Here is a 14,476-nt window from a genome sequence, read left to right on the forward strand (position 1 = left end):
TGTGCGAGCGCGTCGCGTTGCTGCCCGGTGCCGATACCCGGGCGTTCGTCGACATCGATTCACTACTGCGGCCGGTCTTCGGTCACGCCAAACAAGGTGCCAGCTACGGCCACACCAAAATCGCCGGCAAGCAAATCTTGCGCAAAGGGCTCTCGCCGTTGATCACCACGATCAGCACTGCCACCGGTGCGCCGGTGATCACCGGCGCCCGGTTGCGGGCGGGCAAGACCAACTCGGGCAAGGGCGCGGCCCGCATGATCGCCCAAGCAGTGGCCACCGCCCGCGGGGCTGGGGTCACCGGACAGATCCTGGTGCGCGGCGACTCCGCCTACGGCAACAGCACCGTCGTGGCGGCCTGCCGTCGGGCCGGTGCCAGGTTCTCGCTGGTGCTGACCAAATCGGCCACCGTGGCCGCGGCCATCGCGACGATTCCCGACGACGCTTGGACCCCGGTCAAGTATCCCGGCGCGGTCCGTGACCCCGACACCGGCGGATGGATCTCCGATGCCGAAGTCGCCGAAACCACCTACACAGCTTTCGGTTCCACCGACCGGCCAGCCACCGCGCGGTTGATCGTGCGCCGGGTCAAAGATGCCCGCTACCCCGACGCACTGTTCCCGGTATGGCGGTATCACCCGTTCTTCACCGACTCCGACGAACCCGTCGATGCCGCTGATATCACCCACCGCCGCCACGCCATCATCGAAACGGTGTTCTCCGATCTCATCGACGGACCTCTGGCCCACATGCCCTCGGGGCGGTTCGGCGCCAACAGCGCGTGGCTACTCTGCGCCGGGATCGCCCACAACCTGCTGCGCGCCGTCGGAGTGCTCGCCGGCGGCGCTCACGCAGTCGCCCGTGGCGCTACCCTGCGCCGCAAGATCGTCACCATTCCCGCCCGGCTGGCCCGGCCTCAACGCCGACCGATCCTGCACCTGCCCAGTCACTGGCCCTGGGCTGACCACTGGCTCACATTGTGGCGCAACACCATCGGATACAGCCCACCACGACCAGCAACACCCTGACCGCCCCGCCGAACAGGCCCTACCGGAACACACAGGAAAAGCTGGACAGACCAGCGACTACCTCGTGCCCACACCCCTACACGACGAAAAACAACCCCAGCAGACACATCAACCACTTCAGTCCACGGATCGAGGCTAAGGGCCCGCAAATGGGTGCAAGCGCCAGCGTCGATTGATGCCAACCGCGACCGGATAAACGCGGTCGTCCGGAAGATGACGACGGAGATTCCGGATCCGGAGTTGAGGATTGAACGAAAACAGCGACATTGGGTTGGCGGAACCTCTCGTACGCTGAGTGGGAAGACACTGCAGAAGACCAACCGGCGGGTCACTTCGACATGGAAGGGATTGAAGATGATCGGTCACCAGCGGGAGTTGGTCGCGTGACTACGCCGCCTCCCGGGCAATGGCCGCCGCCTCGACCGCCGTCGGAACCGACCAAGGGCGACCCGCGGGGTGGGCTGTGGGGCCCGCAATCTTCGGATCAGCAGCAGGCAAGCTCCCGAAGCATCGGCGGTGGCAAGTGGGCCCTCGGCGGGCTCGCAGTGCTGGTAATTGTCGTGGTGACCGTTGTTGCAACCATCCTTGTCCTAAAACCGGACTCGGACTCTTCCAACCCACCTATCGCATCTACACCGCAGAGTGCGACGGTTGATACTTCCGATATTGCGAGTGCCAATGATAGAAGCCCCGCCGGGATTATTCTCGACGATCCGACCTGCCAGAGTTGGACGCCGATCGCAGCGGCGTTTGGGCACGCTTCCAGCGGCGGTTGGGACACCCGTGACCCCGCTATCCCTGCAACGAACTGGACTCCGGAACAGAGGATGCAATACGAGGCGGTCGAAGTCGCTTTACGTGATGCGGCAGACCGCACAGTCGAGTTGGCACGTCAAACGCCGCATCGAGTGATGCGCGAGATCTACGAACAGTTCATTGCATACAGCCGCGAATACGTCTCGCGGATTGACTCCTACACCGAAAGAGCCGACATATTTGCGCGTGTCGCGGTCAGCACCTCTGAAGCTTTGAGTGGTATATGCGGCGCTATCACTTACGGGGCTGCAGGGGCGCGAGCACCTTTAGTACCTCCCGCAGGACCACCTATAAGTGTTGCTTCTCCTGCCGATCCGGGAAGTGCGGAAGTTTTTCTAAGCGAAGCTAATCCGGTATGCCCAGAGTGGCTCAAGGTGGTCAACAAATTCCTCGCGGATACTGAAGCGTGGCGATCGATCGATCCGAATACTCCGGCGACGGAGCTCACCCAAGAAGAGCGCGCAATAAATGCCTCCGTCATGCCGATTATGGAGGCGTTCGCGACCGAAACCCAGTTGCTCGGAAACCGAAGCGATAATGCAGTCTGGGCTGACTACGCAACCTTGAGCGCACAGTACCGTAGAGCCTACGTAAGTGCCCTGTCAACGTACACCGTCGCCGACGACTACTTGCAGTTAGCAGCCGGTTCTGTGGCTGGCGCGATTTCGAGCGCGTGTGAGGCTGTCGGGACGTAGATATGGGAATTCCGAAGGCGTTTGGCGAGTACATCGAAGAGATGACAGAACCGGCTGGTTGGCCGGACATTGACGAGGAAGGACTGAATGCCCGTGCTGCCGAGCTAGTCGAAAAGGTCTGCCAGGTCATCGGCGTTCTTGCCAGTTGGCAACGTGAACACTCTCACATCTTTGAAGGAAATGTCTGGTCCGGCGGTGCGGCAAATGCTGCAAGCGGCGCCGTCCAAACCCGCATAGATGAAATGTTGCGTGTCTACCAACACCTCGAAAAAGCGATCGCTTGGTACACGATGGTGGCCCGGGTAATAACGCAGACCAAGGTTTCGGTGAATCAGAACCTCGAATACGCGCAAGAATTCTTCAAGACAACTCGAAGCTCGCCCGACCTAGATGCTGCCGAAAAGGAGGCAGCAATACAAGCGTGGGTCGTAGCAACAAATGCGTTGAACACTGGAATTGTGGCGAGCGCTGTGCCACAGGTCGTGCCCTTCGAAATGTGGCAACCGCCGCCACTACCTACACGCTCGCCCACCCCAGTACCGGGCGATGGCGCATCTCCGTCATCCGCACCTGTCCCATCCCGAGTACCACCACGACCAACAAGATCCGGTATCGAGCGATTGCTAGCGGGGTCTGCGCCAGGACGTGGCGTGGCTCCACCTGTCGATCCGACACGTTCAACCCCTGATGGCGGCGCCGCCGCTCCATTCGATCCTGCACAGAGTCTGTCCACTACCCAACAAGCGAGTTCCGGCGGCGCTCCCACAAGCCCCAGCGGCCTGGCCAGCCCCAGCTCCCCCTCAAGCCCTTCTTCCAGCTCACCCTCCAGCTCGCTAGGCACATCTAGCGGATCGTCCGGCGGCGCCAGCTCGCCCTCCGGATCACCGGCATCGTCCACAGCCAGCCCGTCCTCCTCATCGGGATCCCCGTCAACCGGCGCTGCCTCCCCCACGGGAGCAGCAGCTGCCGGGCAAACCACGGGGGCGGCCCCCGCCGACGCGGCCAAGGCCTCCCGAGCCACACCGATGCAGCCGTTGAGCAATCAGGCTTCACCGCCGCTTGCGTCCTCCACGCCCGCGTCGTCGCCAGCACCTGCCCCTCCGCCCAACAGCCAACCCGCCGCGGCGGCTCCCCCGCCGAACGTACGATTCCTGACGCCACCCACCCCCGGGAACCCATCGGACCCGCCCGGCATCTAACCGGTATGCAGGAACTCGTCGTGGCTTCAGAGGCGCTCGCCGACGGGCGGGTGACGCGTCAGGACCTTCGCCGGCGCTTCGTGAAGCTGCACCACAACGTGTACGCCCCGCGCGAGATGACGTTGACCGCGAGAGACCGCGCTTGCGCGGCGTGGCTGTGGTCGCAACGCAAAGCGACATTGGCCGGGCTCTCGGCTGCCGCGATGCACGGCGCCCGTTGGCTGCCCTCCGATGCCCCGGCCGAGCTCACCCGAGTTCGAGCCGGTTGCGCGCCGGGTATCGTGGTGCACCGCGGCGCCCTCGCCGACGACGAGGTGTGCCTGATCCAGAGCATCGACTGCACTACCGCCGCGCGCACCGCCTATGACATCGGACGGCGAATCGCCGGTGACGAGGCCGTCGTGCGCATCGACGCGCTGCTCAACGCCACCCGTTGCCCACCGTCGGACGTCGACGCGATCGTCGCCCGCTATCCGGGGGCGCGGGGAATCCGCCGGGTACGCAAGGCGATGGGCCTGGTGGACGGGGGCGCCGAATCACCCCAGGAGACACGAGTGCGACTCCTGTTGACGCGCAAAGGTTTACCGCGCCCGGTCACGCAGATCCCGATCAGCGACGACACCGGCAAAGTGGTGCGCCGCATCGACATGGGCTGGCCCGAGCACCTGGTCGGTGTCGAATACGACGGCGAACAACACTGGACGGACCCCGACACCCACGCCGAAGACATCGAGAGGCTGGAATTCCTCGCGGAGCGAGGGTGGATCATCGTGCGGGTCAGCGCGCGTCAGCTGCGCGACGCACCCGAGGACATCGTGAGCCGGGCCAAGGCGGCCTTGGCCCGGCAGACCCTCAGCCTTTGACGAGCGTGAACTGCCCGACGTTGGTGATGCCGCGGCGGAAGAAATCCGCGCAGCCGGTCAGGTAGTGCATGTAGCGCTGGTAGACCTCGGGCGAGGTCAGCCTGATCGCCTCCTGCTGGTTGGCCTCCAGATTGGCCGCCCACATGTCGAGCGTGCGGGCGTAGTGCGGCCGGAGCAGATGGGTGCGCTCCAGCGTGAACCCGGACCCGGCCGCGAGCTGCTCGATGTCCTCGACCGCAGGCAGCTGCCCACCCGGGAAGATCTCGGTGCCGATGAACTTCATGAACTTCAGGTCCGAGATGGTCAGCTTGATCCCGTTGTCGCGGAAGAACTTCTGCGTGTGCGCCAGGATCGTGTGCAGCAGCATGCGGCCGTCGGCGGGCAGGATGTCGTAGGCCCGCTCGAAGAACAGTGGGTAGCGCTCGGCCTTGAACGCCTCGAACGCACCGATCGAGACGATGCGGTCGACGGGCTCGTCGAACTCCTCCCAGCCCTGTAGCCGCACCTCGGCCTTGCGGTCGGTGTCCAGGCTGGCCATCAGCGCCTTGCTGTACTCGAACTGGTTGCGGCTCAACGTGATACCGATGACATTCACGTCGTACTTCTCGACAGCACGGCGCAGGGCGCCGCCCCAGCCGCAGCCGACGTCGAGGAGTGTCATCCCCGGCTCCAGGTTCAGCTTCCCCAACGCGAGGTCGAACTTGGCGATCTGCGCTTCATCGAGCGTCATGTCGTCACGCTCGAAGTAGGAACACGTGTACCCCATCGTCGGCCCCAGGAAGAGCGCGAAGAACTCGTTGGACACGTCGTAGATCGACTGCGATTCCTCGTAGTAAGGAGACAGATCAGACACGGCATTCGACATGCGGCAGGCAACCCCTAGCGGTTCGTCGGCCGGCGCAGAGGCAGCGGCCACCGGGCGGGCCGAACCGGGCCCTGCCGCAGTACCGGCTGCCTGCTTAACCGGCGCGTCAACATTTCGCCTCGCAGGGTAACGAAGCCGGGCACCGAATGCATATGCAGGCTTAGTAGTTGTAGAAGCCCTTGCCCGACTTCTTGCCGAGTTGACCGGCCTCGACCATGCGCTGCAACAGCGGCGGAGGGGCGAGGTTCGGGTCCTTGTACTCGTCGTACATCGAGTCGGCGATCAACTTCATCGTGTCCAGTCCGATCAGGTCGGACAGCCGCAACGGCCCCATGGGGTGTGAGAGCCCGGCCACGATCGCGGTGTCGATGTCCTCGACGGTGGCCACTCCGGCCTCGGCCATCCGGATCGCCGACAGCAGGTAGGGCACCAGCAGCGCGTTGACGATGAAGCCGGACCGGTCGCCGCAGCGCACCACTTTCTTGCCCAGCACCTCGGTCGCGAACTGCTCGACGCGCGCGAGGGCCTCGTCGGACGTGACCAGCGTGTTGATCAGTTCGACCAGCGGCAGCACCGGCACCGGGTTGAAGAAGTGCAGGCCCAGCACCCGGCTCGGGTTCTTCGTCGCGGCGGCGATCTTCATGATCGGGATGCTGGAGGTGTTCGACGCCAGCACCGCGTCGGGATCGGTGACGACCTCGTCGAGCTGGGCGAAGACCTTGGCCTTGACGGCCTCGTCCTCGACGATCGCCTCGATGACGAGCTGCCGGTCGGCGAGGTCGGCGAGGTTCGTCGTGAACGACAACCGCGCGAGCGTCACCTCGAAGTCGTCGGCGGCCAGCTTGCCCTTGGCCTTGGCGCGCTCCAACGATGCGGTGATGCGGTCGCGGCCCGCGTCGACGAACTCCTGCGAAGGTTCGTAGACCACGACGTTCGCGCCCGCCTTCGCCGCCACCTCGGCGATCCCCGAGCCCATCTGCCCGGCGCCGACGACGCCGACTCGTTCAATACTCACAACTTCTCCTCACCACAGCATCAGGCCCCGCCCAATATAAGGACGGGGCCTGATGACACGAACGACGACCTAGTGGAACTGGCCTTCTTCGGTCGAGCCGGCCAGCGCCGTGGTCGAGGAGGTCGGGTCCACGGTGGTGGCGATCCGGTCGAAGTAGCCGGCGCCCACCTCGCGCTGGTGCTTGGTCGCGGTGTAGCCGCGCTCCTCGGCCGCGAACTCGCGCTCCTGCAGCTCGACGTAGGCGCTCATCTGGTTGCGGGCGTAGCCGTGGGCCAGATCGAACATCGAGTAATTGAGCGCGTGGAAGCCGGCCAGCGTGATGAACTGGAACTTGAAGCCCATCGCGCCGAGCTCCTTCTGGAACTTCGCGATCGTCGCGTCGTCGAGGTGCTTCTTCCAGTTGAACGACGGCGAGCAGTTGTAGGCCAGCATCTGGTCGGGGAACTCGCTCTTGACGCCCTCGGCGAACTTCTTGGCCAGCTCCAGGTCCGGGGTGCCGGTCTCCATCCAGATCAGGTCGGAGTACGGCGCGTAGGCCTTGGCGCGGGCGATGCAGGGCTCAAGACCGTTCTTCACCCGGTAGAAGCCCTCGGCGGTGCGCTCACCGGTGATGAACGGCTGGTCGCGCTCGTCGACGTCGGAGGTGATCAGCGTGGCGGCCTCGGCGTCGGTGCGGGCGATGACGACGGTCGGCACGCCTGCGACGTCAGCGGCAAGACGCGCGGAGGTCAGGGTGCGGATGTGCTGCTGGGTCGGGATCAGCACCTTGCCACCGAGGTGGCCGCACTTCTTCTCCGAGGCCAACTGGTCCTCCCAGTGCGAACCGGCGACACCGGCGGCGATCATCGCCTTCTGCAGCTCGTAGACGTTCAGTGCGCCGCCGAAGCCGGCCTCACCGTCGGCGACGATCGGGGCCAGCCAGTTCTCGACGGAGGTGTCGCCCTCGACCTTGGCGATCTCGTCGGCGCGCAGCAGCGCGTTGTTGATGCGGCGGATCACCTGCGGCACCGAGTTGGCCGGGTACAGGCTCTGGTCGGGGTAGGTGTGGCCGGACAGGTTCGCGTCGCCGGCGACCTGCCAACCGGACAGATAGATGGCCTTGAGGCCGGCGCGGACCTGCTGGACAGCCATGTTGCCGGTCAGCGCGCCGAGGGCGTTGACGAAGTCCATGTCGTGAAGCTGCTCCCACAGCACCTCGGCGCCGCGGCGGGCCAGGGTGTGCTCCTCGACGACGTGACCCTGCAGGGCGACGACGTCGGCCGGGGTGTAGGTGCGGGTGATGCCCTTCCAGCGGGGGTTGTGGTCCCAGTCGTGCTGGATCTGCTCGGGCGACTTCGGCGTGCCAACGGTCGACATTGGGCTGCTCCTTCGTTGTTGCAAATCGCTGACGATCTTGCGAACTTCAGCGGTTGTTAAGGCTCCAGCGGTTCGCTGGCTTGCTAATCAGAGGATGCCCCAACCCGTTACCGCAGTTCCACCCGTTTCCAGTGCCAATTTCGGCCAACGAAATCAGCCAATTTGCAAATATTGCAAAGCCTTGGCTTGCTGAACCGGTTCAGAAGCTACTGACGAGTAGCGAATTCCCGCAGGTCAGTACGCCCGTACTGTTTGGCGGCTAAGTACAGAGTGGGAAGATCGCCGCGACCGCTTTCGTCTCGTCGCCGACGGCATATGTGAGCGTTGTAACAGTCCGATCGGCGAGTTCTTCCCCGAATTGATCGGTGCTGCCCGCCGAGTGGACGTGCCGGAAGATCTCCAGCTTGTCGCCGAGGGCGACCGGCAGGTCGTGTTCGATCGTCACCCGCAGCGGCGCCTTCATCAGCTCGGGCCGCGAGTCGAGGTAGTCCTCCACGACGCTCCAATACACCGAGTTGTTCATGTGGTCGAAGATGTCGATGTCACTGACCCGGACGGGGAATTCGCGGATGTGCACCGCATCCTCGCGGCGGCCGGCCTTCAGATACGGCTTCCAGCGCAACCGCGTCTCGCTGGTGGTGCGGCGCAGCCCCTCGATGAAGTCGTCCGAGATACGCGCGGGCCCCTGGGTCTCACGGTTGATGTTGATCCAGAACGCCTCCGACTCGACGAGGCCCCCACTCCGCTTCCCGTCGATGCGCACCCGCATCTCGCACCACCGGTTCGACGTGCCCGAACACCAGCGCCGAAGGCGCAGCATGTCCTTGAACACGATGGGCTCGATCATGTCGATCATCGTGCGCCGCACGATCCACAGCGGATGGGTCTCCTCGTAACCCATCTCCCGCAGCTGATCGGTACCGATGTCCTGGATGTGCCGGGTCGCCGCGTCGAATTTGAGCCGGCCCTCCCGGTCCACGTCGGCGACCCGCAGCGGCCACTGGATGTCGAAGACGTCCGGATGTGGATCGGGGACGGGCATCATCGTCTTGGCCAGGCCTGCAGCCGCCCGGGTGGTACTCACGAACTTCGATACTGCCACATGTCGGCACCATGCCAACGCTGTGAATTCACCCTTCGCAGCCGTGTTAGTACCCGGCTACCCTGACCTACTGTGGCCAAGACCTTCGTCGGCGCACGCGTCCGGCAACTCCGCAGCGAACGCGGCTTCAGCCAGGCCGCCCTCGCCCACATGCTGGAGATCTCGCCCAGCTACCTGAACCAGATCGAGCACGACGTCCGGCCGCTGACCGTGCCGGTGCTACTGCGCATCACCGAGGTCTTCGGGGTGGACGCGACCTTCTTCGCCTCTCAGGACGACACCCGCCTGATCGCCGAGCTGCGCGAGGTGCTGCTGGACCGTGATCTCGACGTCGACGTCGATCCGTCCGAGGTCGCCGACATGGTGGGCGCGCATCCGACGCTGGCGCGCGCGATGGTGAACCTGCACCGCCGCTATCAGCTCACCACCACCCAGCTCGCCGCCGCGACCGAGGACCGGTTCCACGTCGCAGGCGGCAGCGGCCTGAGCTCTGGGTCGGGTTCCATCACCATGCCGCACGAAGAGGTGCGGGACTACTTCTACCAGCGGCAGAACTATCTGCACGACCTCGACACCGCCGCCGAGGCGCTCACCGCGGACATGCGGGTGCACCGCGGCGACCTCACCGGCGACCTGACCGACCGGCTGCGATTCGTCCACGGCGTCACCGTGATCCGCGGGATGGACCTCGGCGACGGTGTGCTGCACCGCTACGACCCGGCGACCAGGCGCCTGTTGGTCGCCGCACATCTGTCACCCGGCCAGACGGTGTTCCGGATGGCCGCCGAACTCGCCTACCTGGAATGCGGCGCGTTGATCGACAGATTGGTCGAGGAGGGCAAGTTCACCAGCGACGAGTCGCGCAAGCTCGCGCGGATGGGGTTGGCGAACTACTTCGCCGCGGCCACGGTGCTGCCCTACGGCCAGTTCCACGCGGTGGCCGAGAAGTTCCGCTACGACGTCGAGCGGCTCTCGGCCTACTACTCGGTCAGCTACGAGACCACCTGCCACCGGCTCTCCACTCTCCAGCGGCCCTCGATGCGCGGCGTCCCGTTCTCGTTCGTCCGAGTCGACCGGGCGGGCAACATGTCGAAACGCCAGTCCGCCACCGGGTTTCACTTCTCCTCCAGCGGGGGGACGTGTCCGCTGTGGAACGTCTACGAGACGTTCGCCAACCCCGGCAAGATCTCCGTGCAGATCGCCGAGATGCCCGACGGGCGCGCCTACATGTGGGTGGCAAGGACCGTGGAGCGGCGCGCGTCGCGCTATGGTCAGCCGGGTAAGACGTTCGCGATCGGCCTCGGCTGCGAACTGCGGCACGCCCAGCGGCTGGTCTACTCGGAGGGGTTGGATCTGTCCGGTGACAACGCGATCCCGATCGGCGCCGGCTGCCGGGTGTGCGAGCGGGACAACTGCCCGCAGCGCGCGTTCCCGGCGCTCGGTCGCGCCCTCGACATCGACGAGCACCGTTCGACGGTGTCGCCCTATCTGGTGAGGCAGCCATGAGTACACCCGCCCGTATCGAGCCCGGCGGTTTCAAAGAGCTCGGCCCGCTCAACTGGGCCATCGCCAAACTGGGGGCCCGCGGTATCCGCAGGCCGCGGTTCAGCCTGATGAACGTGCTCGGTCAGCACCGGTTGTTGTTCCTGAGCTGGCTGCCGCTGTCGGGCCACCTGCTGTACGCGGGCAAACTGTCACGGCGTGACGCCGAGATCGTCATCCTGCGGGTCGGGCATCTGCGCGGCAGTGAGTACGAGTTGCAACAGCACCGCAGGCTGGCCCGCAGCCGCGGTCTCGACGCCGAGACCCAGGCCCGGATCTTCGCCGGCCCGGACGCCGAGGGGTTGACCGAGCGGGAACGCGTCCTGATCACCGCGACCGACGAGTTCGTCGTCACCCGCGGCGTCTCACCCGAGACCTGGCAGTCGCTCGCATCGCACTACACGAAGCCCCAGCTGATCGAGTTCTGCCTGCTGGCAGCGCAATACGACGGCCTGGCCGCCACCATCGCCACGCTGCAGGTGCCGCTGGACTTCCCGGACTGACAGGATTGACATAGCGGTCCGCAGGTGTAAACCCCACGGCTACCATGCGTCCATGATGTCGAACCCGTGGCGTCACCCGCCGGGTGTACCGCGCTGCGAGCCTCCCCGCGCCGAGGGTGCCGTCTTCCTTCCCGACGGCCGCCGGATCGGGTACGCCGAGTTCGGCGACCCGTCGGGGCCGCTCGTGCTGTGGTTCCACGGCACCCCCGGCGGCCGCAGGCAGCTGCCCATCGTCGGGCGCCGGGCGGCCGAGAAACTCGGGCTGCGGGTCGTGCTCGTCGAACGCGCCGGATCCGGTCTCAGCGACCCGCACCGGTACGACCGCATCGGGGACTGGGCGACCGACATGGCGCAGGTGGCCGACGTGCTCGGCGCCGACAGACTCGGCGTCGTCGGGCTGTCCGGCGGCGGCCCGTTCGCGCTGGCGTGCGCCGCCATGCCGGTGCTGGCCGGGCGCGTCGCCGCCGTCGCCGTCCTCGGCGGTGTCACCCCGTCGGTCGGGCCCGACGCCACCTGCAGCGGCGCCATCGAGCTGGCCCGCAGGTTCGCCCCGGTCACCTCGGTGATGCGACGCCCGTTCGCGGCCGTCACCGCCGGCGTGCTCACCGCGGTGATGCCGCTGGCGCACCTGGCCTACACCGGTCTCAGCACCGCGATGCCCGACGGCGACAAGCAGGTCTTCGCCGACCCCGAGATCGAGGCGATGTTCATCGACGACATCGTGCACGCCGCCGCGGGCGGGTTCCAGGCCCTGCTCGACGACGCCCGCCTGTTCGGCCGCGACTGGGGTTTCCGGCTCGCCGAGGTCAAGGTCCCCGTCCGGTGGTGGCACGGCGACGCGGACTCGATCATCTCGCTGGCCGACGCACAAGCGGCTGCCGCGCATCTGCCCGACGCCGAACTGTTGCTGATGCCCGACGAGAGTCACCTCGGCGGCTTCGCGAAGGCCGACGACGTGCTGACCTTCCTGGCCCCGCACCTACAGGTACGTCACGCCCAGCACGGCTAGCGAGAACAGCACCGGCGAGACCGGCAGCGCCCACAGGAACGCCGCCCAGATCTCCGACCGGGGGTCCTTGCGCTGCATTTTCTTGCGCCCCAGCACGACACACGCCGCGCCGGCGACGAAGGACACCGCAGCCACCACCAGCACCCAGGTGGGGACGTTCGACGACGCGATGGCCGCGGAGATCCCGGCCAGCCACAGGATGTGGCCGACCACCAATCCGCCGACTCCGGCGACCCAGATCTCCCTCAATTAGAAATTGATCATGTGGCCGACGAGCCCGTGGAAGGCCTCCTGCAGCGCCTCCGACAGCGTCGGGTGGGTGTGCACGTTGCGGGCCAGTTCGTTGGCGGTCAGATCCCACTTCTGCGCGAGGGTGAGTTCGGGCAGCAGTTCGGAGACGTCGTGCCCGATCAGGTGGCCGCCGATCAGCTCCCCGTACTTCGCGTCGGCGATGAGCTTGACGAAGCCGGCCGGGGCGCCCATCCCGTGCGCCTTGCCGTTCGCGGTGAACGGGAACTTGGCGACCTTGACGTCGTAACCCTCGTCGCGGGCCTGCTCCTCGGTGAGCCCGAAGCTGGCGACCTGCGGCTGACAGAAGGTGGCCCGCGGCATCATCCGGTAGTCGCCGAGCGGCAGCGTCTCGGCGCCGGCGATCGTCTCGGCCGCCACGACGCCCTGCGCCTCGGCGACATGGGCGAGCTGCAGCTTGCCGGTGACGTCGCCGATCGCGTAGATGTGCGGCTTGTTGGTGCGCATGTAGTCGTCGATGCCGATGGCCTTGCGGTCGGTCAGTTCCACGCCGGCCTTGTCCAGGCCGTAACCCTCGACGTTGGGTGCGAAGCCGATGGCCTGCAGCACCTTGTCGGCCTTGATCTCGTCGGCCTTGCCGTCCTTGGACACCGCGACGGTCACCGACGATCCGTCGTCGGTGATCTTCTCGACCTTGGTGCCGGTCAGGATCTTGATGCCCAGCTTCTTGAACTGCTTCTCGATCTCCTTGGAGACCTCGGCGTCCTCGTTGGGCAGCGCGCGCGGCAGGAACTCGACGATCGTGACGTCGACTCCGTAGTTCTTCAGCACGTAGCCGAACTCCATGCCGATCGCGCCCGCTCCGGCGATCACGATCGAGCCGGGCAGTTCCCGCGACATGATCTGCTCTTCGTAGGTGACGACGTTCTCCGACAGCGACGTGTTGGGCACCAACCGGGTGCTGGCGCCGGTGGAGATGATCGCGTTGTCGAAGGTGACGGTCTCGGTCCCGCCCTCGTTGAGATCGACCTCGATGGTGTGGTCGTCGGTGAACTTCCCGTAGCCGTGGATCTCGGTGATCTTGTTCTTCTTCATCAGGAAGTGCACACCGGCAACCCGGCCCTCGGCGACCTTGCGGCTGCGGTCGAACGCGGCGCCGTAGTCGAACGTCGCCTCCCCGCTGATGCCGAAGGTCTTGGCCTCCTTGGTGAAGATGTGCGCCAGTTCGGCGTTGCGCAGCAGCGCCTTCGACGGGATGCACCCCACGTTGAGACACACGCCGCCCCAGTATTTGGGTTCGACGATGGCGGTGTTCAGCCCGAGTTGGGCGGCGCGAATGGCCGCGACATATCCGCCGGGGCCTGCTCCGAGTACGACGACGTCAAAGTGGGTCACGGTCTCACCCTAACGGGCGCGGCAAGGCGAGCGCGTCGGCCGTCAGCGTCTCGATCAACGCGGGATCGTGGCTGACGAGCACGACCGCGGCGCCGTCCGCGGCGAACTCGGCGAGCATCGACACGACGGACCCGGTGGCGATCGGATCCAGCATCGCGGTCGGTTCGTCGCACAGCACGAAGCGGGCCCGCTGGGTCAGCACCCGGCCCAGGCAGGCCCGTTGCAGCTGCCCGTCGCTGACCTGCCCCGGATAGCGGTCCAGCAGTTCGGGCTCCAGGCCGACACGCACCGCGGTCTCGTCGACCTCGGACGGCTCGCCGCGGATCACGGCCGGCTCGGCGATGATCTGGGCCAGCGTCCAGCGCGGGTTGCACACCAGGCGGGGATGCTGGGCCAGCAGCGCGACCGTCCCCTTCCCCGGCGCCGGCCGGCCGTCGTAGCGGACCTGCCCCGCGTCGGTCTTCTGCAGGCCGGCCAGCACCCGCAGCAGCGTGGTCTTGCCGCTGCCCGACGTGCCGGTGACCCCGGTGACCGCACCGGCCGGCGCGGCCAGGTCGACGCCCTCGAGCACGGTCCGGCCGCGGAACGACACCGTGACGCCCCGCGCCTCGATTCCGGTCATACCGGCACCGTCCCGAGCAGCGCCCGCAGGTACGGGTCGGTGCTGCGCAGCGCATCGGCGAGTGGTTGCCGCGACAGCACGGTGCCCCGGGCCATCACCGCGACGTCGTCGCACACCGCGGCGCGCAGCAGCGACGGCATGTCGTGGGTGATCACCAGCACGGCGGCGCCGCCGGCGGCCGCGTCGCCGAGCAGCCGCCAGACCAGCGCGGCGCTACAAG

13 protein-coding genes and 1 pseudogene are annotated in these 14,476 nt (G+C 66.3%); 6 read left to right on the forward strand and 8 right to left on the reverse strand.

The features are described 5' to 3' along the window. The 3 genes from ASJ79_RS05515 to ASJ79_RS05525 form a co-directional block, all read left to right on the forward strand. Window positions 1–1,025 (forward strand): IS1380 family transposase (locus ASJ79_RS05515; RefSeq protein WP_067953734.1); only part of this gene is annotated, 1,025 nt, incomplete at its 5' end. 560 nt (window positions 1,026–1,585) lie between these two features. After that, a complete protein-coding gene (locus ASJ79_RS05520; protein ID WP_231750734.1) occupies window positions 1,586–2,536 on the forward strand; it encodes a hypothetical protein in 951 nt (316 codons plus the stop codon). Window positions 2,537–3,740: 1,204 nt separating this feature from the next. After that, window positions 3,741–4,598 (forward strand): endonuclease domain-containing protein, encoded by an 858-nt coding sequence (locus tag ASJ79_RS05525; RefSeq protein ID WP_067953736.1) that lies wholly within the window; start codon window positions 3,741–3,743, stop codon window positions 4,596–4,598. Here the strand turns inward: ASJ79_RS05525 and ASJ79_RS05530 are convergent. The 4 genes from ASJ79_RS05530 to ASJ79_RS05545 form a co-directional block, all read right to left on the reverse strand. Continuing rightward, window positions 4,588–5,451, reverse strand: coding sequence for a cyclopropane mycolic acid synthase family methyltransferase (locus ASJ79_RS05530; RefSeq protein ID WP_304439101.1), 864 nt, complete (start codon window positions 5,449–5,451; stop codon window positions 4,588–4,590). The genes ASJ79_RS05525 and ASJ79_RS05530 overlap by 11 nt on opposite strands. 172 nt (window positions 5,452–5,623) lie before the next feature. Then, on the reverse strand, window positions 5,624–6,478 hold the full coding sequence (locus ASJ79_RS05535) for a 3-hydroxybutyryl-CoA dehydrogenase (RefSeq protein WP_067953738.1): 855 nt from the start codon (window positions 6,476–6,478) through the stop codon (window positions 5,624–5,626). Window positions 6,479–6,547: 69 nt separating this feature from the next. Then, window positions 6,548–7,834, reverse strand: a complete 1,287-nt coding sequence (gene aceA / locus ASJ79_RS05540; RefSeq protein ID WP_067953739.1) for an isocitrate lyase — start codon at window positions 7,832–7,834, stop codon at window positions 6,548–6,550. Between the two features lie 259 nt (window positions 7,835–8,093). Beyond that, window positions 8,094–8,879: an acyl-[acyl-carrier-protein] thioesterase gene (locus tag ASJ79_RS05545; protein WP_067953746.1), complete on the reverse strand. Its 786-nt coding sequence runs from the start codon at window positions 8,877–8,879 to the stop codon at window positions 8,094–8,096. Between the two features lie 129 nt (window positions 8,880–9,008). Here ASJ79_RS05545 and ramB point away from each other — a divergent pair, with 129 nt between their 5' ends. From ramB to ASJ79_RS05560, 3 genes are read left to right on the forward strand one after another with little or no spacing between them, the layout of a single operon-like run. Further along, window positions 9,009–10,442 carry an acetate metabolism transcriptional regulator RamB gene (ramB, locus tag ASJ79_RS05550; RefSeq protein WP_067953740.1) on the forward strand — a complete coding sequence of 478 codons (1,434 nt, stop codon included), beginning with the start codon at window positions 9,009–9,011 and terminating at the stop codon, window positions 10,440–10,442. Further along, complete coding sequence (locus tag ASJ79_RS05555; RefSeq protein ID WP_067953741.1) at window positions 10,439–10,981, forward strand: carboxymuconolactone decarboxylase family protein; 543 nt, start codon at window positions 10,439–10,441, stop codon at window positions 10,979–10,981. The genes ramB and ASJ79_RS05555 overlap by 4 nt, the downstream gene beginning before the upstream one ends. Before the next feature lie 52 nt (window positions 10,982–11,033). After that, window positions 11,034–11,990 (forward strand): alpha/beta fold hydrolase, encoded by a 957-nt coding sequence (locus ASJ79_RS05560; RefSeq protein WP_067953742.1) that lies wholly within the window; start codon window positions 11,034–11,036, stop codon window positions 11,988–11,990. On the opposite strand, the gene ASJ79_RS05565 is transcribed toward ASJ79_RS05560, so the two are convergent. The 4 genes and pseudogenes from ASJ79_RS05565 to ASJ79_RS33030 all read right to left on the reverse strand — a co-directional run. Then, a complete protein-coding gene (locus ASJ79_RS05565) occupies window positions 11,961–12,239 on the reverse strand; it encodes a hypothetical protein (protein ID WP_067953743.1) in 279 nt (92 codons plus the stop codon). The two genes, ASJ79_RS05560 and ASJ79_RS05565, sit on opposite strands and share 30 nt — an antisense overlap. After that, the gene (lpdA, locus tag ASJ79_RS05570) at window positions 12,240–13,634 is read right to left on the reverse strand and encodes a dihydrolipoyl dehydrogenase (protein ID WP_067953744.1); all 1,395 of its coding nucleotides are present in this window, start codon (window positions 13,632–13,634) and stop codon (window positions 12,240–12,242) included. It abuts the gene before it with no gap. 4 nt (window positions 13,635–13,638) lie between these two features. Then, the gene (locus ASJ79_RS05575) at window positions 13,639–14,256 is read right to left on the reverse strand and encodes an ABC transporter ATP-binding protein (protein ID WP_067953745.1); all 618 of its coding nucleotides are present in this window, start codon (window positions 14,254–14,256) and stop codon (window positions 13,639–13,641) included. Next, window positions 14,253–14,476, reverse strand: a pseudogene (locus ASJ79_RS33030) (ABC transporter ATP-binding protein); the annotation flags it as partial. The gene ASJ79_RS05575 and the pseudogene ASJ79_RS33030, both read right to left, overlap by 4 nt.

The organism is Mycobacterium sp. NAZ190054, assembly GCF_001545925.1.
In the GTDB taxonomy this organism is placed as follows: domain Bacteria; phylum Actinomycetota; class Actinomycetes; order Mycobacteriales; family Mycobacteriaceae; genus Mycobacterium.